This window comes from Fulvimarina fulva, assembly GCF_039652615.1.
In the GTDB taxonomy this organism is placed as follows: domain Bacteria; phylum Pseudomonadota; class Alphaproteobacteria; order Rhizobiales; family Rhizobiaceae; genus Fulvimarina.
Genome location: NZ_JBDJAC010000001.1, coordinates 21,128 through 42,650, shown reverse-complemented (window position 1 = coordinate 42,650; position 21,523 = coordinate 21,128). Strand labels below are relative to the sequence as shown.

Below are 21,523 nucleotides of genomic sequence, written 5' to 3'. Positions count from 1 at the left end.
CGAATGGAGCCGATCCCATGGCCACGAAGACCGTAACCAAAGACACCTTCCAGAGCGATGTTCTGGGTGCATCGAAGCCCGTCGTCGTCGACTTCTGGGCCGAGTGGTGCGGTCCCTGTAAGATGATCGCTCCGAGCCTCGAAGAGATTTCGGAAGAAAACAGCAATGTCGAAATCGCCAAAGTGAACATCGACGAAAATCAGGAACTTGCGGTCCAGTTCGGTATCCGCTCGATCCCGACGCTGATGATGTTCAAGGACGGCCAGCACGTCGATACCCTCATGGGCGCGCAGTCGAAGTCGAAGCTCGCATCCTGGATCGAGAGCGCAAAGTAAGCAGCTCCCACATTTGAAATCCGTTTTGCCGCGTGCCTGCGGCGGATTTCGAAAACGTTTAGAGCCTACAATTGCTCTGATACCGGCGGACCTTTGAAACCATCGGTTTCATGGGTCGTCGGCAGCCCAAGCGGCGTTTGAGCCGTTTGCCGGGCGTGGATTGACCCAACGGATCAATTCATTCGTCCGGCGGTATGATACGCAGCCCGGCTGAAAAAGCCGGGCTTTTCTGCGTCAGGTCGACATCAACGCGATAGAGACAATGGCTGCCCATCCCAAGACCGAGGCAGCAAGTACGGCGTTTTCCGCAGTTCGATAACTCATCAACATGGTGCCCTTTCTTGCACCGTCCTCATCGGTGCTGTGCCGCATCATGTTCAGAAATTATCGCTCGCCTTACCAATCGCAAGAATTTGGTGGTCGCAGGCACCCCGCCCGCATCGGCCACATCCTCGGAATTCACTGAAAAACCGAGGTTTTCCAGGCTATCAAGCCAATTTTGGCGAAAAATAGACCGTCCATCACATCTACGTGACAGGCGCGAAAAGCGCGGGAAGTTCGCCCAGATTTTCAAGAGGATAGGTCGGATCGAGCGACTCGATAGAAAGGGCTGTATAGCCACCCTTCAAGGCTGCAACCGGCATCCCAGCGGTCTTGGCAGCATTCACATCGTTTTCGCTGTCGCCGACGAACAGGCACTCGGTGACCTGGACGCCAAGCTCAGCTGCCGCATGGAGCAGGAGATCCGGCGCCGGCTTTTTCGGTGGCCCGGCATCCCCGCCGACCACGAGATCGAACTGGTCGGCGATGTCGAAATGCTCAAGGATCGCCAAGGCGGGTGCGGTCGGCTTGTTCGTTACCAGCGCGACCTTGGCACCATGGGCACGGCTTGCCGCCAGCGCCTCGGCAGCGCCATCGAGCAATCTTGTGAGACGGGTGGCGCGCGGCTCGTAGAGTTCGACGAACCGGTCAGTGATCTCGGCCTTGTCAGCCTCCCCGAACTCACGGTTTCGGCGGCTCAGGGCGCGCTCGATCAATACCGCCACGCCGCCGCCGACCAAAGTGTGAACGTCCTCAATGTCGAAGGGCGCAATGCCCCTCTCCGCCAGCGTTTCGTTCAGCGCATCGCGAAGATCCGGCGCGGAGTCGACCAGAGTCCCGTCGAGATCGAAGAGAAGCGCGCGCGGCCAGTTGCCCGCGACCGTCATGCTGCCTCTTTCCACTTGATGGAGCAGCCCATGGATGGCACCTGTTCGCGCGGACCTTTGCCCGTCTCAGTGACCTGTTTCATCGCCTCGAAGAGGTCGCGCCGCTCATTTCCGGTTGGCTTCTTGGCACCCGCCTCGTCCATGCGGCCACGATATTGCAGCTCGAGTTCACCGTTGAAGCCGAAGAAATCGGGCGTGCAGACCGCGCCATAGGCCTTCGCGACGCTCTGGTCGGCATCGTGAAGGTAATGGAAGGGAAAACCGTTCTCCTCGGAGAACCGGATCATGTTGTCGAAGGAGTCCGCCGGATAGGCCTCGGCATCGTTCGAGCAGATCGCGACCGTCTCGACACCGAGCGCCTTGAGATCGCGCGCATCGCGCACCAGCCGGTCCGTGATGGCCTTCACATAAGGGCAGTGATTGCAGATGAAGACGACGATGAGACCGTTGTCGCCTTTCAGGTCGAACAGACGATGCGTGGCACCGTCCACGCCGGGCAGTTCGGCATCGACGGCCTTCCAGCCGAAATCGCAGACGGGTGGATGGGCTGCCATCGTGTCTCTCCGTATTCTTGCAAGCTGACCATTCGAGGCGAGAGGTATGAACGCCGCGTCGGGATTTGAAGCCGCCTTATCCTTCGACCGGCCCGTCGAACATCGCCAGCGTAATCCATTCGGCGGCAAGCGCCGGCCGCGCGGAGCCTTCGATCGTGATCTCGGCGTTCCACGAGGTCTGCAGGCTGACGGCCCGTTCCTTGAGCCCGATCATCTTGAAGACGCCGCGCACCCGCGCGCCCGTCTTCACCGGCGTCAGGAAGCGCACTTTATCGAAACCGAAATTGACCCCCATCTTGGTGCCGATCACCCCCGGAAGCGCGTCGTAGGCAAGCGTCGACAGCAGCGAGAGCGTTAGAAATCCATGGGCGATCGTGCCGCCGAAAGGGCTCTCCGCCTTCGCGCGCTCGGGGTCGACATGAATGAACTGGTAGTCGTGCGTCGCGCCGGCAAAGGCATCGATCATGGGCTGATCGACGGTCAGCCAATCGGAGATGAACGGCTCGCCGTCGACATAAGCGCGATAGGTATCGAGCGGCACCAGCCTCTCCTTGAGGCGACGCTCCGTCTCTTCGACCGATGTCAGGGGCATGGCTTTCCGTTCGCTTTACGGTTTGAAGCACCGGATTGTCCGGCATCAAGGCCCGTTATATCGCTGCGCCGCAGAATTTCGACCTTTATCAGGTCTCACAATCGGCAACGAAATCGCGTCTCACGCCCTTCTCCGTGCAGCATCCGAACAGACAAGACCAGGCGAGGCCCGCTATGACCGATCTTCCCACCACGATGAAAGCCCTCGTTCTCAACCATGACGGCTATGCCGACACCATGGAGGGACCGACCATCGACGACCTCTCGAAATGGGTCAGCCTGAAGGAGATCGACGTTCCGAAACCCGGCCCGCGCGATGTCGTCGTCAAGACGACGCTCGCCAACGTCAATCCGTCGGATCTCCACTATATCAAGGGCGAATACGGCAAACCGCGCGACAAGGGCACGCCGGCCGGCTTCGAGGGCTGCGGCACTGTCGTTTCAGCGGGCGAGAAGGCCCAGGACCTCGTCGGCAAGCGGGTCGCGGTCTCAACCAGCCAGGGAGGCTCGGGCACATGGGCGGAATATTCCATGACCGACATGGCTGCCGCCGTCCCGGTCACCGACCAGCTGCGTGACGAGGATGCGAGCGCCCTCTTCGTCAACCCGTTGACCGCCTGGGCGATGATCGATCTCGTCAAGCAGTCCGGCGCCAAGAGCTTTGTCATGACCGCCGGGTCGAGCCAGCTCGGCAAGCTGATGGCATCGCTCGCCAAGGAACGCGGTCTCCACTCCATCGCGACGGTTCGCCGGGAGGAGCATCGCTCGCCGCTGGAGGGTCTCGGGGTCGGCACGGTGCTCAACACCGCGCGCGACGATTTCCCGACCATGCTGGATCAGGCGATGAAGCAGCACGCGCCGACAGTCATGCTCGACGCGGTCGGCGACAAGGCCTCCGCCGCCATCTTCGCTGCCATGCCGACCGGCGCCCGGTGGATCATCTACGGCAAGATGAGCCCGGAAGTGCCGGACCTGCCAAATCTCGGCCAACTCGTCTTCATGAAAAAGACGATCGAAGGCTTCTGGCTTTCCGAATGGATGGGCAAGGCATCGATGGAGGAAAAGAAGACCGCGTTCGAAAGTGTGCAGCGCCGCTTCGTCGAAGGCAAGTGGAAGACGGATGTCTCCGAGACCATCACGCTCGCGGATGCCCCGAAAGCTTTGGCCGGGGCACTTGAGGGCATGAACAAGGGAAAGGCTCTGCTCAGGCCTTGAGGGGTCGGCGATGAAACCTCCCGGTGATCCGGCGAAGAACGTTCGATAGCCTGTTCCGACGTGTTGTTGTCAGAACGGCGCCTTCAGGCGCTTGAGAACGGCCCAGCTGCGAAGATCGACGATCGCCTTGAGAAGCGCCGCGACAGCGAGCGCGCACAGAACGTATTTGGAAACCGTTCCCATGGTGCCGTCGATCAGCACGGCATGAACGACGCTTCCAATGAGGACGACCAGTGCCGAGGCCGTGTGCGCGAAGCGCCAGACAGTCGGCCGGATGCGCAAGGGGCGCCTCAGCACGGCCAGCATCGCCGCGACAAACAGCGCTCCCATGGCGACGACGCCCCAGGCCGAGAACGGCGTCGGTGAGGAAAACGTCAGCGCATCGATTACATCGGGTGGGCTGGTTACCCAGAGCCCGCCCACATGGATGATGATCGCGGCGAGAAGACCGACGCCCACCCAGCGATGGATCCGCCGACCGAGCCGCATCGAAAGTCCCGGGAGGAAGCCTGCGGCGAGTAAGGGCTGAAGCATGATGAGCACCAGCGCGGCGATGCCGGCAAACCCCGCCGCGATATAGACCCAGCTTCGATAGGCGAGGTATTCGCTTCCTGCGGCAATCGCGAGCGGCACGATGACTGCGAATGCCACCGCTATCCAGACGAGACCTCGCCGAAGGCCCGAGGGCATCGATCAGGCCGGCTTCAGGATGAAGTCGGCGCTGAGGCTTGTGTCCTTCGGGCTCGACATGACCGGCCGCAGGAAAACGGTCTCGAATTCTGGACTGTCATAGGCAAGATGGCCATGGGCCTGGCCGAAGGCCGGCACGATCTGCGGCATTTCGAGGCGGAACGTGCCGTCGGCCTTCGTCAGCGTCGCGCCGTGGCTCTCCGGATCGCTCTCGTAACCTTCCGTTGTATGCGCCCATATCTGGATGCGGATACCTTCCAGGGGCGCACCATCCCCCGCCCGGCGCACCGTGCCCGACATCCAGAACCCGCCCTTGCCGATCTTCTCGACGAGCGGAGCGCCTGGCCTGTAATTGTTCGACCCGCCGCGCATGGAGGGCGTCGGTTCAAGTCCTTGAGCCCTGACCGGCATGATGAGACCGAACGGCCCCGCCGCGAACGCCGCACAGGCCGAGACGGCTGCTGAGGAGAGGATGGTTCGGCGGTTCACTCGGGTTTGAAGCATGTCGGTCCTCCGGGTTTGGTCGAGTGTCTCAAGGTGTCTCGGCGCATCTTCACTGATAATCCGTTGAAACAGTGGCGCAATTCGGTACGACCGAGTCTCAGATCTCCGGGACGGTAATGTTGCAGCGATGAGAAGGCTGGCGGTCCGCTTTTCGCCCCGTCTCAAGACCGATCCCATCGGTTATCCGCGTACATCTGGCGCCTCATACGCTTCTCGCACTGCAAAATTTTTGAGCGCTTTGGCGGTTTCTGATCCTGATCGGTCATCTATATGTGTCGCCAACAATGGCAGAAACGACGACCGGAGGCACTATGTGCGGCATTTGCGGTGAAATCCGCTTCGACGGAGAGAACGCCTCGCCGGAGCGGGTACAACGCATGGGCGACTGCCTCGCCCGGCGCGGGCCGGATGGTTCGGGCCAGGTCATGCGTGGCCGCGTTGGCCTTGCCCATCGGCGCCTCAAGATCATCGACCTGTCGGAAAAGGCAGAGCAGCCGATGGTCGATCCGGTTCTCGGGCTGACGATCGCCTTCAACGGCTGCATCTACAACTACCCCGAACTTAGGCAGGAGCTTGAGGCGAAGGGTTACAGCTTCTTCTCTACCGGCGACACCGAGGTCATCATCAAGGCCTATCACGCCTGGGGCCGCGATTGCGTCAAGCGCTTCCACGGCATGTTCGCCTTCGCGATCCACGAGCGCGAGACCGGCCGGGTCATGCTCGCCCGCGACCGCTTCGGCATCAAGCCGCTTTATCTGTCGCAGAACGACAAGCGCCTCTTCTTCGGCTCCTCGCTGCAGTCGATCCTGAAATCGGGGGACGTCGATACCGGCATCGATAAGGTCGCGCTGCACCACTACATGACGTTTCACGCCGTGGTTCCGCCGCCGCATACCATCGTCAAGGGCGTGCGCAAGCTTCCGCCCGCAACGACGCGGATGATCGAGGCCGACGGGTCCTTCACGGACGAAGTCTTCTGGTGGCCGGAATTCGCGCCCCATGCCGGCGACGAGAAGCTCACCTCCGACGACTGGCGGGACATGGTGATGGACGCCATGAAGCTCGCGGTCGACCGCCGCATGGTCGCCGACGTTCCGGTCGGCGTTCTATTGTCGGGCGGCGTCGATTCTTCGCTCATCGTCGGCCTTCTCGCCGAGAAGGGCCAGAAGGATCTCAACACCTTCTCCATCGGCTTCGAGGACGCCAATGGCGAGGTCGGCAACGAGTTTGAATATTCCGATCTTATCGCCAAGCATTACGGCACCGAGCATCACAAGCTGTTCGTGCCGGGCGACGAGCTCATTCAGGAACTTCCCAAAGCCATCGAGGTGATGTCCGAGCCGATGGTCTCCTACGACAATATCGGCTTCTACCTCCTCTCCCGCGAGGTCGCCAAACACATCAAGGTCGTGCAGTCCGGACAGGGCGCGGACGAGATCTTCGCCGGTTATCACTGGTATCCCAAGGTCCACGGCGCGAACGATCCGCTCGCGGCCTACCAGCGCGCCTTCTTCGACCGCGACCACGAAACGCTCGGCACACACCTCAATCCAGAATGGATGCCGGATACGGATGTCTCGAAAGAGTTCGTCGCAAACCACTTCGCCATGAAGGGCGCGAGCGAGGCCGTCGACAAGGCGCTTCGCATCGACGCTCACGTCATGCTGGTGGACGATCCGGTCAAGCGCGTCGACAACATGACGATGGCCTGGGGTCTCGAAGCCCGCGTGCCCTTCCTCGATCACGAGCTGGTCGAGCTCGCGGCGCGCGTTCCCGCCGACGAGAAGCTGAAGCAGGACGGCAAGGGCGTTCTCAAGGAAGTCGCACGTCAAGTGATCCCGTCCGAGGTGATCGACCGCAAGAAGGGTTATTTCCCGGTCCCTCAGCTCAAATACCTGTCGGGCCCGACGCTGGATTTCGTCAAGGACGCACTTCATTCGGACGCCGCGAAATCGCGCGGGCTTTTCCGCAAGGAATACACCGACGCGCTGTTTGCGAACCCGTCCGACCATATCACGCCGCTGCGCGGCTCGGAACTCTGGCAGGTGGCCCTTCTTGAGATGTGGCTTCAGGCGCAGGGGATTTAAGACTTGGTCTCACACGAAATGCAGCCAAGACCCAAATCCAATGCCGAACTCCGACTGCGGCGCAAACGCTCGACGAGCCTGACCGCGCCGTCGTCGCAGATCGGCCGGCACCTGAAGGATGCAAAGCAGGATGCGTTCCTGGATTGCGGGTGGGGACGACTTGTCTTCGCGCACACCTTTCAGGACACCGGCAATCTGGTCGCGAACCTTCGAGAGGAAGGGCCCGACCGGCGCGACATCGCGTTTTATGTCGCCGATCCCCATGTCGTCCTCGCCTATGCGCCGCAGGAGCTGTTTCTCGATCCGTCCCATACCTACCGGCTGAATCTTTCGACCTACCGGCCGAGTTCGCGGCGGCCGCGCGGTTACTTCATCCGTCGCATGTCGAGCGAGCAGGACGGGACTGAGATCAACCGCATCTACCAGACCCGGAACATGGTGCAGGTCCATCCAGCCTTCCTGACCGCCAATCATGACAACCGCGCCCTGACCTATTTCGTCGCCGAGGACGAGACGACCGGCGCCATCGTCGGCACCGTGACCGGCGTTCATCATCGCCAGGCCTTCGACGATCCAGCGAACGGCTCCTCGCTCTGGTGTCTCGCCGTCGATCCGCAGGCCGTGCATCCGGGCATCGGGGAAAGCCTCGTGCGCCGACTTTCGGAGCACTTCCAGGCGCGCGGCTGCTCGTTCATGGACCTTTCGGTCATGCACGACAACGACAAGGCGATCGCACTCTACGACAAGCTCGGCTTCCAGCGGGTCCCCTTCTTCGCGGTCAAGCGCAAGAACCAGATCAACGAAAAGCTGTTCACCGGTCCGGAAGATGGTCTGGAGGAGCTCAATCCCTACGCCCGGATCATCGTCGACGAGGCCCGCCGCCGCGGGATCCATGCCGACGTGACCGACGGGCCAGGCGGTTTCTTCCGTCTCACCCAGGGCGGGCGATCGATCCACTGCCGCGAAAGCCTCTCGGAGCTGACCTCCGCCGTCGCCATGTCGATCTGCGACGACAAGACGGTGACGCGGCGCATGGTCGAGGCGGCTGGCGTCAAGGTGCCGGACCAGATCGACGGCGACACGGCGGACGATGCCGATATTGCGGCCTTCATCGAGGAGCACGGTTCGATCGTCGTCAAACCGGCGCGCGGCGAGCAGGGTCGTGGCATCGCGGTTGGCATCGACAATCTCGAGGATGCCAAGGCGGCGATCAAGACCGCATCGGAAGTCTCGGAACGGGTGCTTCTCGAAGCCTGCTTCGAAGGCGACGATCTCCGCCTCATCGTGATCGACTACCGGGTCGTCGCCGCTGCCTTGCGCAAGCCGGCCCAGGTCAGCGGGGATGGCCAGACAAGCATCCGCGACCTGATCGAGGCTACGTCACGTCGGCGCTCCGCGGCGACTGGCGGCGAGAGCCGGATCCCCATGGACGCGGAGACCGCACGCTGTGTCAAGCATGCGGGCTACGACATGGACGACATCCTTCCCGAGGGCGAGACGATTGCGGTGCGCAAGGCGGCCAATCTCCATACCGGCGGCACCATCCACGATGTGACCGGCAATCTTCACGAGGATCTGGCGCAGGCTGCGGTGAATGCGGCACGGGCGATCGAAATCCCGGTGACGGGGATTGACCTCATGATCAAGAAACCGCACCAATCGGACTACGTCTTTATCGAGGCAAACGAGCGGCCCGGACTTGCGAATCACGAACCGCAGCCGACCGCCGAGAGGTTCATCGACCTTCTCTTTCCGCTCTCGATCCCCTATGCGGCGCGCAGCGCCCGCAACAAGCAACGGAAACAAAAGGAATAATTGAAGTGCCACGCCTCGTCATCGACACCCATTATCTGACGGAGCAACTGAAGGCACTTCTCGAAATTCCAAGTCCCACCGGCTACACGGATACCGTCGTGCGGTATGTCGCCAAGGAGCTCGAACGGCTGGGCCTGAAGATCGAGCTCACCCGGCGTGGCGCGATCACGGCGCTTCGTCAGGGCTCGCGGCGCGCCTCGGCGCGCGCCATCGTCAGCCATGTCGATACCCTTGGTGCGCAGGTCAAATACCTGAAATCGAACGGCAGGCTGGAGCTGGTTCCAGTGGGCAACTGGTCTGCCCGCTTTGCAGAGGGGGCACGCGCCCAGATCTTCTCCGACAGCGGCATCTATCGCGGCACGATCCTGCCGCTGAAGGCCTCGGGTCACACCTATAACGACGAGATCGACACAGCTCCGATCGGCTGGAACCATGTGGAACTGCGGATCGACGCGTTATCGCGCGACCTCGACGAACTGGAAAAGCTCGGCATTCATATCGGCGACATGGTCGCCATCGATCCCCAGCCGGAGTTCCTCGAGAACGGCTTCATCGTCTCGCGTCACCTCGACAACAAGGCCGGCGTCGCCGTGATGCTCGCAGCGATCCACGCGATGGAGCGCGACGGTGTCTCGACCCCGGTCGACATCCACTGGCTCTTCACCATCGCCGAGGAGGTCGGCGTCGGTGCATCCTCCATCCTCACGCCCGACATCGCTTCGATGATCGCGATCGACAACGGAACCTCGGCACCGGGACAGAATTCGTCCGAATTCGGCGTCACGGTGGCGATGGCCGATCAGACCGGTCCCTTCGACTATCACCTGACGAAGAAGCTGATCCGCCTCTGCGAAGAGGAGGAAATCAAGCACCAGCGCGATATCTTCCGCTATTATCGCTCGGATTCGGCGTCCGCGATCGAAGCTGGCCATGATGTTCGAACGGGTCTGATCACCTTCGGCGTCGACGCCTCTCACGGCTATGAGCGGATCCATGTACACGCGCTGCGCTCCCTCGCCGAGCTGGTGACGGCCTATGCCACCTCCCCCGTCGAGATCGAGCGCGACCGCAATCTCCATGCCGGCCTCAAGGGCTTCACGCGCCAGCCGAACGACGAAGCGCAGCAGGAGCTCGCAGAGGATTCGAACCCGGCGGAATAGCTCGCCCGTTCGGTTTTTAGCCAAGGCGCACTCGCGTGTCGCATTGCCGCTTGCGAGTCCGGTGAGGGCTGGGCTACGTTCACCCAGGATCGCGGCGGCATATCCCCTCTGCCGACAAAAGCCAGCGAATTTGAACGAGCAGCAATGGATAACGGTTTTTCCAATGAAGCCGGTCGTTGGCTTGCCGAGGCTTGGGCGGACATCGAGGCAATGACCGCCACCGCTCTCGACTGGTTTTCGGGTCCCGCGCCCGTTTTGTTCGATCAAGCGCTCGCAACGCTTCAGGAGCGAGCCGCAAACCATCCCGTCGTCGCCGCGTTCGCGGTCGCCGCGATCGTCGCAACGCTCCTCGTCACGCGCAACGTCCTCGCCCTGATCGCAGCCGGTTTCTTCTCGATTGCGGCTCTCGTCGGCACGGAGCCCGTCACCGACCCGCTCGCGCGGCTGGCCTTTCCCATCGGATGCTTGACCGGCTTGGGGTTTCTCTTGACGGTCATCGCCCGACACCGTCGGCGGTCTCGCCGGCTTGGCCGTGAGATCAAGGAGACAGAGGCGAAGCTCTCATCTCTGCAGGAACGCTACGACAGCGAAGTCAGATGGCGAATGGCTGAAAGGCGCCCAGCGCCGCCCGCCGAGGAGAAATCGTCTGAAGGATCGGCGTCCCCCGTGCCCCGGGCTTCTGCTCAAACGGCGAATGCGCCCCATGGCGCGCCTCTCCAAACCAAGGCTCCCTAGCAGTTGATGCGGCGCATCCGAGGCCGGAAAAGCGGAAGCATCATTAATACTTGGAGACAATGCGAGGCGATTATACCGCCGGACAAATGAATTGACCCAGAGGTCAATTTCCGTCCGACGATTGGCTCAGGCGCCGCTCGGGTTTCCGGCGGCCTTATGAAAACGTTGGCTTCAAAGGCCCCTCGGTATTACACGCCCTCAACTCCGGTGACATCTCGCTCGCCTCTTCCCATTCACGACGCGTTCTCGCCAGCGCTTTCGTCAGCCTCGATTTTTTCGGCAAAAACCTCGGCAATCGAGAGACCATCGACCGACGTCACCTCGAAGTGCAGGCCGTGCGCATCGACGCTGTCTCCCACCTCGGGGACCCGGCGGAGATGCTCGAGCATGAAGCCGGCGATGGTTCGCGACTTTCCGGTTTCGAGTTTCCAGCCGTACTGCTCTTTCAACCGCGAGATCGGCGTCGTGCCGGGGATCTTCCACCGGCGGCCTGCGATATCCTCGGCATCGGGAACGTCGATCTCGAACCCGCTATGAACCTCGCCGACCACTTCCTCGATCGCATCCTCGAAGGCGACTGCACCAAGAACGCTGCCATATTCGTCCGTCACCAGCGCCATGTGCGTTCCGTGCTTGCGCATGTCGTCGAGAAGGCTGGCCGTATCCACGCTTGAGAGCGTTTTCGGCAGAGGATGGAGCATGCGCGCCAGCGATTCCGCATCGAGCGCCGTTCCGGTCTCGGTCTTGTGGCGGATGACGTCCTTCACGTGAATGACGCCTAGCGCATTGTCGAGACCGTTGCGAGTGACCGGCAGGCGGCTTGGACCGGCGGACAGGATCGTGTCGGAATAGTCATCTTCATGCCTTTGCGCGAGGTCCAGCGTGATGACATGCCGGCGCGGCGTCATCAGTTCCTCCGCGCGCCGCCCCTGCATGCGCACTATGTTCTGGATGAATTCGGCCTGCTCCTGGGCAATCGACCCGCCTTCGCTGGAATCCTCGGCGATCGCCGCCAGTTCGCGCGGCGTATAGTATCGCGCCTCGGTTCGATCGAGACCGAACAGCGAGAGAAGCGACTGGCTGATGACGTTGAGCGCCCAGACGAAGGGCCGAAAAAGAATCTCGAAAAACCGGATCAGCGGCCACATCATGATCAGCAGCTTCTCCGCCCCCTTGAGCGCCATCGCCTTCGGGATCATCTCGCCGAACACCACGTGGAAATAGGTGAGGATAACAATCGCCAGAATGAGCGCGACGATATGAACGAAGGCCCCGTCGACCCCGAGCGCGGCCATCGGCTCTTCCAGCCACATGGCGATCTGATGCTCGCCATACATGCCAAGCCCGATCGAGGCGAGCGTGACGCCGAGCTGGGCGACGGCGACGTAGCGATCCTGCGCTTCGGCGCCGTCCAGCTGCTCGGCAATGGAATGGCCACGGCTCGATCGCGCGTCGAGACGCGAGAGCCGGCTTCCGACGATGACGAACTCCATCGCGACAAACAGGCCGTTCATTGCAATGAGGAGAATGATGATGGCGAGCCCGATCATGCCTGCTCCTCCTTCTTGATGGCGGATTTGGCAAAGGACACTAGGCGCGGCAGACCGTTCTCGACATCCTCCACGGTTATGCTCACGCCATCGAGTTCGACCGTTGCACCGCGCATCACGTCTTCCACACCCAGTTCGAGCCTGACGAGACCGGAGATCGAGTCCGCGTGTTCCTCAGGCAATTCGAAGCCGAACTCCCGATTGACCTCACTGATCAGCATATCGCCCCGCACGACGACACGGTCATTCTCATGCTTGATGCGAGGCGCTTCGTCGTCGAATTCGTCGACAACCTCGCCGATGATCTCTTCCACGAGATCTTCCACCGACACGATACCGGATACGATACCGTATTCGTTGAAGACCACCGCGATCGTGTCGCGGTTCTCTTCCAGCACGTGCCAGGCCTCGGCTAGCGTGACGCTGTCGGGAAGAATCCGCACCGGCCGGATGGCCGGTTCGATCGAGGCATCACCATCCTTCATCGCGAGATCGTAGAGATCACGGATATGGACGAAACCCAGTGGCTTTTCGGTTTCAGAGCCATCGATCACCGGAAATCGCGTGAACGGCGTCGCCAGCATCACGCGCAGAGCCTCGCTCGCCTTTGGCGCCGATGGCATGAACTTCATGCGCGCGCGCGGCACCATGACCTCACTCACCTTCCGGTCCTGAAAGGCGAGAACCTGATGCAGCATTTCATGGGCGTCACGCTCGATGACACCGCCCTTGAGGCTGTCCTCGATCAGCTGGCGCAGCTCGTCATGGCTGTGCTCGTCGCCGGTCTCCTTCGGCTTGTCGAGCCCGCCCCAGCGCATGATGAGCATCGCCGAGCCGTTCAGCAGCGTGATGAAGGGCCCAAGCAGCAGCAGCGACCAGCGCATGGGGCGCGTCGTTCCAACGGCAACCATCTCGGGCGCGCGGACCGCAATCGATTTTGGAAAGAGTTCGCCGAAGATCACCTGAAGCGCCGTCAGCACGATCAGCACGATTGGCGCACCAACGGCGGCGCTCGTCCATCCGGCGGGCAGCACGGCATCAAGCGTGGGGCTGACATAGGGAAGCAGCGCTTTCTGTCCGTAAACGCCGATAACGAGACTGGTCAGCGTGATGCCCACCTGCGCGCAGGCGATATAACGGTCCATCCTCTCTTCGTCGGTGACGGTCTTTTCCAGATAGGCGGCGCTCGAATTGCCGTCCTCGGCCTTCGCCTCGAGCTTCGGTTTGCTCGCCGAGACCGCCGCAAACTCTGCGGCAACGTAGAATGCATTGCCGAGCAGCATGAGACAGATAACGAGAAGAATGACGAGCAATTCCATGCCGGCGAACACTCCAAGGACCCGCCCGGCAGGCTCATGATACCGCGGATGGGCACGAGCACCGTGCCAATGGCGGCGGTTTCAAACGTCGTTCTCGGGAAAGAGGGCAGCAAGGTGCCAGAGGCAAGGGCAGATCAGCCCCGCTCGCACACCTTCAGCGAAAACGGTCGACGCTTGGAGAAGCATCCTTTCGGCCAACGGTTCCGCAATGATCGCAAAAAGCTGGTTTGCCGGTTTTACAGCATCGGACCGAACAGCAGGCACTGATTTTATAAAAACTGATGCGAAGCCAAGAGATCAAAGCTTCGCAACCTGCCCCGTTACTGGGTCGGACGTACAGAAATCTATTGATTATTGATGGGTGGCGCGCTCTTCGAGCGGCTGATCAGGCCGGCGGATATGCGAAACGGCTTCGAGCAACAGCGGATGGAAGGCGCTCGTCTCGCCGGCATCGACCTTTTCGAAGAGCTGGGTGCGCATGCGCGGCTCCCAGAACTTGTTGATATGGTCCGCAACGCCCTCCGAGCGCGCACCTTCCGGCGTCGTCTCGAAGAATCTGGCGATCTGGTTTCCCATATAGACGAGCTTGTCGCGCTCCATGAAAGTCTCTCCCACTCGGGTTCCGTTTATGCCAGCAGGGTTTCGGTCGCACCGAAAGGTTCCAGAGCGCCCTCGATCCGTTCCGGTGATGTGAAGATTTCGAACTCCGCGCCACGCAGGACGGCGACCAGCGTCACCTTCGCGGCCTCGGCCTCGGCAATGGCAAGTTCGGTGGGGGCGGAGATCGCCGCGATCAAACCGCAGCCCATCACTGCCGCCTTCTGGATCAGCTCCACCGAGACACGGCTGGTGATCGTGATGAAGCCGGATGCCGGATCGACACCGTTTCGCGCCAGATGCCCCGTAACCTTGTCCAGCGCGTTATGCCGGCCGACATCCTCGCGCAGGACCACCATGGAACCGTCGCGATCGTGGAAGGCAGCCGCATGCACGGCACGGGTCAGGCGCGACAGCGTCTGCCTGGCGGACATCTCGTCCATCGCACGCACCAGACGTTGCGGCGAGATCACCTCCCCGGCTGTCACCTGCGGTAGAACGCGGCCCGCGAGCTCGAGGGACTCCACACCGCACAACCCGCAGCCCACCGGCCCGGTCATCTGCCGCTTGCGCGCCACATAGGTCTCGGCCCGCTCCGGCACGAGACGAACCTGACAATCCGTCCCCGCCTCGGTCTCCACGATCTCGACCGCATCGATCTCGTCGAACCGGTCGACGATCCGCTCATTGAGAACCAGCCCGACCCCGAGATCCTCGATCTCGGCGGGCGTTGCCATCATCACGGCATGGGTCGATCCGCCGATCGAGATGGCAACCGCACGCTCGGCCGGAACGCTGCGCGTTTCACGGCGAAACGCCCCGTCGCGAAAGGCGATCGAGGCGAGAGAACGGGCGGGCTTGATCTCTTCATTCATGAAAGAGCGAAACTCTCAAAACACGTGTCGTTTACGGGCTCTTATCCGAATTCCAGCTTGCAGAAAACGAGGCCGGCCGGGCGCTCTACCCGGCCGGGCCCCAAGCCTGTTATTCCGCAGCTTCCAGCGGACGAACCCGCCGGCTCTGCTCAGACAGCTCGCGATAGTCTTCCTGCCATTCGGTCGGGCCGTTGGTCGGAGAGACCTGCACCGCAGTCACCTTGTATTCCGGGCAGTTCGTCGCCCAGTCGGAGAAGTCCGTAGTGATGACGTTGATCTGCGTCGAAGGGTGGTGGAACGTCGTGTGCACGACGCCGAGCGCCATCTTCTCGGTGATCAGCACCTTCAGGGAAGTTTCGCCCACGCGGCTCTGCAGCTTCACGAAATCGCCGTCGCGAATGCCGCGCTGCTCGGCGTCGTGCGGATGCATCTCGAGGAGATCCTCCGGATGCCAGACCGTGTTCTGCGTGCGCCGGGTTTGCGCGCCCACATTGTACTGGGTCAGAATACGGCCCGTCGTCAGAAGCAGCGGGAAGCGCGGTCCCACCTTCTCATCGGTCGCGACATATTCCGTCCGCACGAACTTGCCCTTGCCGCGCATGAACTCGCCCACATGCATGACCGGCGAGCCGACCGGATGCTCTTCGTTGCAAGGCCACTGCACCGAGCCCTCCCTGTCGAGAAGCTCGTAGGTGACACCGGCGAAGGACGGCGTCGTCGCGGCGATCTCGGCCATGATCTCGGAGGGGTGCGAATAGTTCATGTCCAAACCGATCGCTTTAGCGAGCAGCTGGGTCACCTCCCAGTCGGCATAGCCGTTCTTCGGCTCCATCACCTTGCGCACGCGGTTGATGCGGCGCTCGGCATTGGTGAAGGTCCCGTCCTTTTCCAGGAAGGTCGAGCCCGGCAGGAAGACGTTGGCATAGTTCGCCGTCTCGTTCAGGAACAGATCCTGCACGATGAGAAGGTCGAGCGCGCCCAGACCGGCCGACACATGCTTGGTATCGGGATCGGACTGGAGAATGTCCTCGCCCTGGCAGTAGAGCCCCTTGAACGTGCCCTCGACCGCCGCATCGAACATGTTCGGGATCCGAAGCCCCGGCTCCTTATCGATTTTGACGTTCCAGAGATCCTCGTAGATCTTGCGCGTCTCGTCCTGCGAGATGTGGCGATAGCCCGGCATCTCATGTGGGAACGAGCCCATGTCGCAGGAGCCCTGCACGTTGTTCTGGCCGCGCAGCGGGTTCACGCCCACGCCCTTGCGGCCGATATTGCCGGTCGCCATGGCAAGGTTCGCGATCGCGATGACCGATGTCGAGCCCTGGCTGTGCTCGGTGACACCGAGACCGTAATAGATCGCGGAATTCCCGCCCTTCGCATAAAGCCGAGCCGCGCGCCGCACCAGGTCTGCCGGCACGCCGGTGACGATCTCGACGGCTTCCGGCGAGCGGTTGTCGGCGGAGACAAACTCCTTCCAGTCGTCGAACTCGTCGACCTCGCAGCGGGTCTTCACGAACGCCTCGTCGACGAGCCCCTCGGTCACGATCACATGGGCGAGTGCCGTCAGGACCGCGACATTGGTGCCCGGCCGCGTCGGCAGATGGACATCGGCCTGAACATGGGGCGTCTTGACGAGATCGATCCGGCGCGGATCGATGACGATCACCTTCGCGCCCTCGCGGATGCGCTTCTTCATGCGCGAGGCGAAGACCGGGTGAGCATCCGTCGGGTTCGCGCCGATGACGAGGATGACGTCGGTATACTCGATGGAATCGAAGTCCTGCGTACCTGCCGACGTGCCGTAGGTGGTCGCGAGGCCATAGCCCGTCGGCGAATGGCAGACGCGGGCGCAGGTATCGATATTGTTGTTGCCGAAGCCGGCGCGGACCATCTTCTGGACCACGTAGACTTCCTCGTTGGTGCAACGCGAGGACGATATGCCGCCCACGGCACCGCGACCATATTTCGCCTGAATATCCTTGATCTTGTTCGCCGCAAAGGAAATGGCCTCGTCCCAGGAGACGACCTGCCACGGGTCCTTGTAGGTCTCGCGGATCATCGGCTCGAGGACGCGTTCCTCATGCTTGGCGTATTCGGTCGCGAAGCGGCCCTTCACGCAGGAATGGCCGCGATTGGCCTTGCCGTCCTTGTAGGGGATCATGCGGATGACGTCTTCGCCCTGCATTTCCGCCTTGAAGGAGCAGCCGACGCCGCAATAGGCGCATGTGGTGACCTTCGACGAGGTCGGAAGTCCCTTTTCCTTCACCGTCTTTTCCTGAAGCGCCTCGGTCGGGCAAGCCTGCACGCAGGCACCGCAGGAGACGCATTCGGAGGTGAGGAACTCGTCGACCGGCGTGCCGGCCGAAATCCGGCTGTCGAAGCCACGACCCTCGACCGTCAGCGCGAAGGTTCCCTGCACCTCGTTGCAGGCGCGGACGCAGCGCGAGCAGACGATGCATTTGGACGAATCGAAGGTGAAATAGGGGTTCGACTCATCGACCGGCGCGTCGAAATGGTTCCGTTCTGACGGATCGTAGCGAACCTCGGACAGGCCCACGCGCTCGGCGACATCGTGGACCTCGCAGTCGCCGCCGCCCTTGCGCTCGTCCCAGTTACCCGGATGATCGGAGACGTAGAGCTCCATCACACCCTTGCGGATGCGGCTCAACCGGTCGCTTTCCGTGTGAACGACCATGCCATCGCCCACCGGCGTCGTGCAGGAGGCGGGCGTCGTGTTTTTGCCCTCGATCTCGACCACGCAGACGCGGCACGATCCGAATGCGGTGAGCATGTCGCTGGCGCAGAGCTTCGGCACGGAAATCTCGGCTTCCGCAGCAGCCCGCATGATCGAGGTGCCTTCCGGCACGGTGACGGACTTGCCGTCGATCGTCAGCGTGACGGTCTTTTCGGACTTCGAGGCCGGCGTGCCGTAATCTTTTTCTTCAATCAGGGACATAAAATCGTCCTCCCATAGGCGAAACGCGCGATCGCAGGCTTTATTCGGCCGCTTCGCGCATCGACTTGCCGTTGAAATCTTCCGGGAAATGCCGGATCGCGCTCATCACCGGATAAGGTGTGAAGCCGCCGAGGGCGCAAAGCGATCCGAATTCCATCGTGTTGCAAAGATCCTCGACCAGTTCGAGGCTCTCGTCCACGTTCTCGCCGGCCATGATCTTTTCGACCGTTTCGAGCCCGCGCACGGCACCGATCCGGCACGGCGTACACTTGCCGCAGCTCTCGACCGCGCAGAACTCGAAAGCGAACCGCGCCTGCTTCATCATGTCGACCGTGTCGTCGAAGATGACGATGCCCGCATGCCCGATGAGGCCCTTCTTCTCGGCAAAGGCCTCGTAGTCAAAGGGCGTGTCGAACAGCGAGCGCGGGAAATAGGCCCCCAGCGGCCCGCCAACCTGAACGGCCCGGATCGGACGGCCGGAATTCGTGCCACCGGCAATCGTATCGACGATCTCGCCGAGCGTCAGGCCGAAGGCGACCTCGAAAAGCCCGCCATGCTTGACGTTGCCCGCGATCTGCAAGGGAATCGTGCCGCGAGAGCGGCCCATGCCGAAGTCCTTGTAGACCTTCGCACCCTTGGCCAGAATCTCCGGCGTCGAGGCGAGCGAGATCACGTTGTTGATGACGGTCGGTTTGCCGAACAGGCCCTTGATCGCCGGCAGCGGCGGCTTGAACCGAACCTGGCCGCGCTTGCCCTCAAGACTGTCGAGCAGCGAGGTCTCCTCACCGCAGACATAGGCGCCGGCACCGACCCGGACCTCCAGGTCGAAGGCGTGCGCCGAACCCAGCACCGAAACGCCGAGCCAGCCGAAGTCCTCGGCCCGTTTGATCGCCTCGCGCATGACGCGGATCGCGACCGGATATTCCGAGCGAAGATAGATGTAACCCTTTGTGGCACCGGTCGCGAGGGCTGCGATCGTCATGCCCTCGATCAGGCAGAACGGATCGCCCTCCATGATCATGCGATCGGCGAAGGTGCCGGAATCGCCCTCGTCGGCATTGGCGACGATGTATTTCTTCGGGCCTTCGGTCTTCATGACCGTTTCCCACTTGATGCCCGTCGGGAAGCCTGCACCACCCCGGCCGCGAAGGCCGGATTCCTTGACTTCCTCGACAATCGCCTCGGAGCCCATCTCGATCGCCCGGCGCAGGCCGAGAAGGCCGCCATGGGCCTCGTAGTCATCGAGCGACAACGGGTCCGTGATACCGCAACGCTTGAAGGTCAGGCGCGTCTGCCCCTTCATGAAGGGATGCTCGAAGACGTCGCCGATCCGCTTGTCGTGGTCGCCGCCTGTCAGGAAGCCTGCATCGAGCAGCGCCTCCATTTCGCCGGGCTCGACCGGCCCGTAACCGATCCGCCCCTCGGCGGTCTCCACCTCGACGAGCGGTTCGAGCCAGGCCATGCCGTGGGAGCCGTTGCGCACGATCGTGATGCCGAGACCACGATCATCGCTAAGCTTCTTGAGCTCTTCCGCGATCTCGTCGGCGCCGTTGGCGACGGCGAAGGAATCGAGCGGGATGTAAACCTTGATCATAGCAGCGCCTCCGCCGCGAGCTTTTCGACGCGCGTGTCGTTCAGCCGGCCGACGATCCGGTCATCGAGCATGGCCGAAGGCGCGGTCGCGCAAAGGCCGAGGCAATAGACCGCTTCGAGCGTCACGGCGCCATCGGCCGAGGTCTCGCCGAACTTCACCCCGAGCGCCCGTTCGAGCGAATCGGCGATTGCGTCGCCGCCGGCCGCCTGACAGGCTTCAGCCCGGCAGACCTTCAGAACGTGCCGCCCATGGGGCTCTCGCTTGAAGTCGTGATAGAACGAAACGACGCCGTAGACTTCGGCGCGCGTGAGGTTCAATTCCCCCGCGATCAGCCGAACGGCCTCGTCGCTGATATAGCCATAGCGATGATTGAAGGCATGGAGGATCGGCAGGAGCGGACCCTCCAGATGCTTATGCTCCTCGACGAGCGCGGCCGCGTCGTCTTCGTCGAATTCAACGTGATGAGCCACGCCGGCTCCTCCCGGGTGCGAATGGGTCTTTGGATGAGGGAACCACGGACGCAAACCCATGATCAAGCGCCGCTTTCCATGTTTCGATAGATTTTTTCTATTGATGTACAGTCAGGATCGTCGGCTCGCATGGTCCGTTCCACAGCGCAAATGACCCGAACCTTACCAGCGAGGACGAAAATCATGCAATTCCCCGCGATTTTGCCAGCTTGGAAGGGTTCTATCGATAGGATTTCCTTTCGCAATCATGTCCGCAAGCGTCTGCCCGCACGAGCGGGGAGTGCAGCCTCAAGCGCGATGCGACATATCTTCCGATGCCGCACGTCTCAGGGACCGGGCCGGATCGCAGGAGCCGCAACGGGAATGTCGCCCAATTCGGTGATGTCGTCCAACCCTGCCCCCGCCTCGCTCCAGAACGCCGCGACGATCGGAGGCCGCAGATCACGCCGCGCCGTGACGAGGCCGATCGGATAGCTCACGCTCGGTTTCACGAGCGGGATCGACACCATGGGCGGCGCCAGCCCCAGCATCACCGTCGCGTGATGGGGCATGATCGTCGCGAGCCCGGCCATCCGCACCTGGGACAGGATCGCCAGCATGGAATTCGATTCCAGAACGGTCTCGAAAGTCCCGTCCTTCACGCCAAGATGCCGGTTCAGGATCTGCCGGTTCTGCATGGTGTGACTGAGCAGGCAGAGCGGCACGCGGCTCGCCTCCTCCCATGTCACTTCCTGTCGCTCGGAAAGCGGACTGCCAACCGTTGTCACGAGGCTGTAGCGCTCGTCGTAAAGCGGCTTGCAGTCGATGCGCCGCAGACGATCGTCCTCGAGATAGGTGAGCCCGACATCCACCTCGAAATCCTCCACTGCCGCCAGAAGATCGACAGACGACATGGAGGTCACGTCGAAGGTGACATCCGCATGGCGCTCGCGGAACGGGGTCGTCAGGCGGGCGACCAGGGACAGCGCGGTCGGGATCGCACCGATCCGCAAATGCCCGGTGAGGCCGCGCCGCACGCTGCGCACTTCTTCGCGCATCGTCCTGACATCGTCGGTGATCTTACGGGCCCAGGCGAGCACCCGATCGCCCTCGCTCGTCATGCCCTTGTACCGCGACCCGCGATTGACGAGGGTGACGCCGAGGCGCTCTTCCAGATGCCGGATGCCGGCCGACAGGGTCGGCTGCGTGATCCCGAGCTTGTCGGCTGCTCGCCCGAAATGGCGCTCATGCGAAAGCATGATCAGGTATTCGAGCTTGTCGATCACGTG

At 62.1% G+C, this 21,523-nt stretch carries 19 protein-coding genes; 6 read left to right on the top strand and 13 right to left on the bottom strand.

The window, feature by feature from the left end; translation table 11 throughout:
* Window positions 1–17 precede the first annotated feature (17 nt).
* On the top strand, window positions 18–335 hold the full coding sequence (trxA, locus tag ABDX79_RS00175; protein ID WP_346218243.1) for a thioredoxin: 318 nt from the start codon (window positions 18–20) through the stop codon (window positions 333–335).
* 527 nt (window positions 336–862) lie between these two features.
* Here trxA and gph read toward each other — a convergent pair.
* The 3 genes from gph to ABDX79_RS00160 form a co-directional block, all read right to left on the bottom strand.
* A complete protein-coding gene (gene gph / locus ABDX79_RS00170) occupies window positions 863–1,543 on the bottom strand; it encodes a phosphoglycolate phosphatase (protein ID WP_346218242.1) in 681 nt (226 codons plus the stop codon).
* Window positions 1,540–2,097 carry a thioredoxin family protein gene (locus ABDX79_RS00165; protein ID WP_346218241.1) on the bottom strand — a complete coding sequence of 186 codons (558 nt, stop codon included), beginning with the start codon at window positions 2,095–2,097 and terminating at the stop codon, window positions 1,540–1,542. The genes gph and ABDX79_RS00165 overlap by 4 nt, the downstream gene beginning before the upstream one ends.
* A gap of 76 nt (window positions 2,098–2,173) precedes the next feature.
* On the bottom strand, window positions 2,174–2,689 hold the full coding sequence (locus ABDX79_RS00160; protein WP_346218240.1) for a MaoC family dehydratase: 516 nt from the start codon (window positions 2,687–2,689) through the stop codon (window positions 2,174–2,176).
* A gap of 173 nt (window positions 2,690–2,862) precedes the next feature.
* Between ABDX79_RS00160 and ABDX79_RS00155 the strand changes: the two genes are divergently transcribed.
* Window positions 2,863–3,903: an alcohol dehydrogenase catalytic domain-containing protein gene (locus tag ABDX79_RS00155; protein WP_346218239.1), complete on the top strand. Its 1,041-nt coding sequence runs from the start codon at window positions 2,863–2,865 to the stop codon at window positions 3,901–3,903.
* Window positions 3,904–3,972: 69 nt separating this feature from the next.
* Here ABDX79_RS00155 and ABDX79_RS00150 read toward each other — a convergent pair whose 3' ends face one another.
* Both ABDX79_RS00150 and ABDX79_RS00145 read right to left on the bottom strand, forming a co-directional pair.
* A complete protein-coding gene (locus ABDX79_RS00150) occupies window positions 3,973–4,593 on the bottom strand; it encodes a ferric reductase-like transmembrane domain-containing protein (RefSeq protein ID WP_346218238.1) in 621 nt (206 codons plus the stop codon).
* A 3-nt stretch (window positions 4,594–4,596) separates the two neighbouring features.
* Entirely contained in the window at window positions 4,597–5,097 is a 501-nt protein-coding gene (locus tag ABDX79_RS00145) for a peptidase associated/transthyretin-like domain-containing protein (protein WP_346218237.1), read from the bottom strand.
* 311 nt (window positions 5,098–5,408) lie between these two features.
* Between ABDX79_RS00145 and ABDX79_RS00140 the strand changes: the two genes are divergently transcribed.
* The 4 genes from ABDX79_RS00140 to ABDX79_RS00125 all read left to right on the top strand — a co-directional run bounded on the left by ABDX79_RS00140 (window position 5,409) and on the right by ABDX79_RS00125 (window position 10,894).
* Window positions 5,409–7,184, top strand: a complete 1,776-nt coding sequence (locus ABDX79_RS00140) for an N-acetylglutaminylglutamine amidotransferase (RefSeq protein WP_346218864.1) — start codon at window positions 5,409–5,411, stop codon at window positions 7,182–7,184.
* 18 nt (window positions 7,185–7,202) lie between these two features.
* The gene (gene ngg / locus ABDX79_RS00135; RefSeq protein WP_346218863.1) at window positions 7,203–8,999 is read left to right on the top strand and encodes an N-acetylglutaminylglutamine synthetase; all 1,797 of its coding nucleotides are present in this window, start codon (window positions 7,203–7,205) and stop codon (window positions 8,997–8,999) included.
* Window positions 9,000–9,004: 5 nt separating this feature from the next.
* Window positions 9,005–10,159 carry an osmoprotectant NAGGN system M42 family peptidase gene (locus tag ABDX79_RS00130; protein WP_346218236.1) on the top strand — a complete coding sequence of 385 codons (1,155 nt, stop codon included), beginning with the start codon at window positions 9,005–9,007 and terminating at the stop codon, window positions 10,157–10,159.
* Between the two features lie 144 nt (window positions 10,160–10,303).
* A complete protein-coding gene (locus ABDX79_RS00125) occupies window positions 10,304–10,894 on the top strand; it encodes a hypothetical protein (RefSeq protein ID WP_346218235.1) in 591 nt (196 codons plus the stop codon).
* A 233-nt stretch (window positions 10,895–11,127) separates the two neighbouring features.
* Here ABDX79_RS00125 and ABDX79_RS00120 read toward each other — a convergent pair whose 3' ends face one another.
* From ABDX79_RS00120 to ABDX79_RS00085, 8 genes are all read right to left on the bottom strand, one after another.
* Window positions 11,128–12,444, bottom strand: coding sequence for a hemolysin family protein (locus tag ABDX79_RS00120; protein ID WP_346218234.1), 1,317 nt, complete (start codon window positions 12,442–12,444; stop codon window positions 11,128–11,130).
* On the bottom strand, window positions 12,441–13,763 hold the full coding sequence (locus ABDX79_RS00115; RefSeq protein ID WP_346218233.1) for a hemolysin family protein: 1,323 nt from the start codon (window positions 13,761–13,763) through the stop codon (window positions 12,441–12,443). Before ABDX79_RS00115 ends, ABDX79_RS00120 begins: the two co-directional genes overlap by 4 nt.
* A gap of 351 nt (window positions 13,764–14,114) precedes the next feature.
* Window positions 14,115–14,363, bottom strand: coding sequence for a formate dehydrogenase subunit delta (locus ABDX79_RS00110; protein WP_346218232.1), 249 nt, complete (start codon window positions 14,361–14,363; stop codon window positions 14,115–14,117).
* Between the two features lie 26 nt (window positions 14,364–14,389).
* Window positions 14,390–15,235 (bottom strand): formate dehydrogenase accessory sulfurtransferase FdhD, encoded by an 846-nt coding sequence (gene fdhD, locus ABDX79_RS00105; RefSeq protein ID WP_346218231.1) that lies wholly within the window; start codon window positions 15,233–15,235, stop codon window positions 14,390–14,392.
* Window positions 15,236–15,344: 109 nt separating this feature from the next.
* Entirely contained in the window at window positions 15,345–18,191 is a 2,847-nt protein-coding gene (gene fdhF / locus ABDX79_RS00100; protein ID WP_346218230.1) for a formate dehydrogenase subunit alpha, read from the bottom strand.
* A gap of 40 nt (window positions 18,192–18,231) precedes the next feature.
* Window positions 18,232–19,785 carry a formate dehydrogenase beta subunit gene (locus tag ABDX79_RS00095; protein WP_346218229.1) on the bottom strand — a complete coding sequence of 518 codons (1,554 nt, stop codon included), beginning with the start codon at window positions 19,783–19,785 and terminating at the stop codon, window positions 18,232–18,234.
* Window positions 19,782–20,255, bottom strand: a complete 474-nt coding sequence (locus ABDX79_RS00090; protein ID WP_346218228.1) for a formate dehydrogenase subunit gamma — start codon at window positions 20,253–20,255, stop codon at window positions 19,782–19,784. The genes ABDX79_RS00095 and ABDX79_RS00090 overlap by 4 nt, the downstream gene beginning before the upstream one ends.
* Before the next feature lie 326 nt (window positions 20,256–20,581).
* On the bottom strand, window positions 20,582–21,520 hold the full coding sequence (locus tag ABDX79_RS00085; protein ID WP_346218227.1) for a LysR family transcriptional regulator: 939 nt from the start codon (window positions 21,518–21,520) through the stop codon (window positions 20,582–20,584).
* Window positions 21,521–21,523: the final 3 nt, after the last annotated feature.

Coding starts and splice junctions, on each gene's coding strand:
- ABDX79_RS00125 (WP_346218235.1), top strand. CDS start 10,304: ATGGATAACGGTTTTTCCAATGAAGCCGGTCGTTGGCTTGCCGAGGCT.
- ABDX79_RS00140 (WP_346218864.1), top strand. CDS start 5,409: ATGTGCGGCATTTGCGGTGAAATCCGCTTCGACGGAGAGAACGCCTCG.
- ABDX79_RS00150 (WP_346218238.1), bottom strand. CDS start 4,593: ATGCCCTCGGGCCTTCGGCGAGGTCTCGTCTGGATAGCGGTGGCATTC.
- fdhF (WP_346218230.1), bottom strand. CDS start 18,191: ATGTCCCTGATTGAAGAAAAAGATTACGGCACGCCGGCCTCGAAGTCC.
- ABDX79_RS00095 (WP_346218229.1), bottom strand. CDS start 19,785: ATGATCAAGGTTTACATCCCGCTCGATTCCTTCGCCGTCGCCAACGGC.
- ABDX79_RS00110 (WP_346218232.1), bottom strand. CDS start 14,363: ATGGAGCGCGACAAGCTCGTCTATATGGGAAACCAGATCGCCAGATTC.
- ABDX79_RS00160 (WP_346218240.1), bottom strand. CDS start 2,689: ATGCCCCTGACATCGGTCGAAGAGACGGAGCGTCGCCTCAAGGAGAGG.
- gph (WP_346218242.1), bottom strand. CDS start 1,543: ATGACGGTCGCGGGCAACTGGCCGCGCGCGCTTCTCTTCGATCTCGAC.
- ABDX79_RS00120 (WP_346218234.1), bottom strand. CDS start 12,444: ATGATCGGGCTCGCCATCATCATTCTCCTCATTGCAATGAACGGCCTG.
- ABDX79_RS00165 (WP_346218241.1), bottom strand. CDS start 2,097: ATGGCAGCCCATCCACCCGTCTGCGATTTCGGCTGGAAGGCCGTCGAT.
- ngg (WP_346218863.1), top strand. CDS start 7,203: ATGCAGCCAAGACCCAAATCCAATGCCGAACTCCGACTGCGGCGCAAA.
- ABDX79_RS00115 (WP_346218233.1), bottom strand. CDS start 13,763: ATGGAATTGCTCGTCATTCTTCTCGTTATCTGTCTCATGCTGCTCGGC.
- ABDX79_RS00145 (WP_346218237.1), bottom strand. CDS start 5,097: ATGCTTCAAACCCGAGTGAACCGCCGAACCATCCTCTCCTCAGCAGCC.
- fdhD (WP_346218231.1), bottom strand. CDS start 15,235: ATGAATGAAGAGATCAAGCCCGCCCGTTCTCTCGCCTCGATCGCCTTT.
- trxA (WP_346218243.1), top strand. CDS start 18: ATGGCCACGAAGACCGTAACCAAAGACACCTTCCAGAGCGATGTTCTG.
- ABDX79_RS00155 (WP_346218239.1), top strand. CDS start 2,863: ATGACCGATCTTCCCACCACGATGAAAGCCCTCGTTCTCAACCATGAC.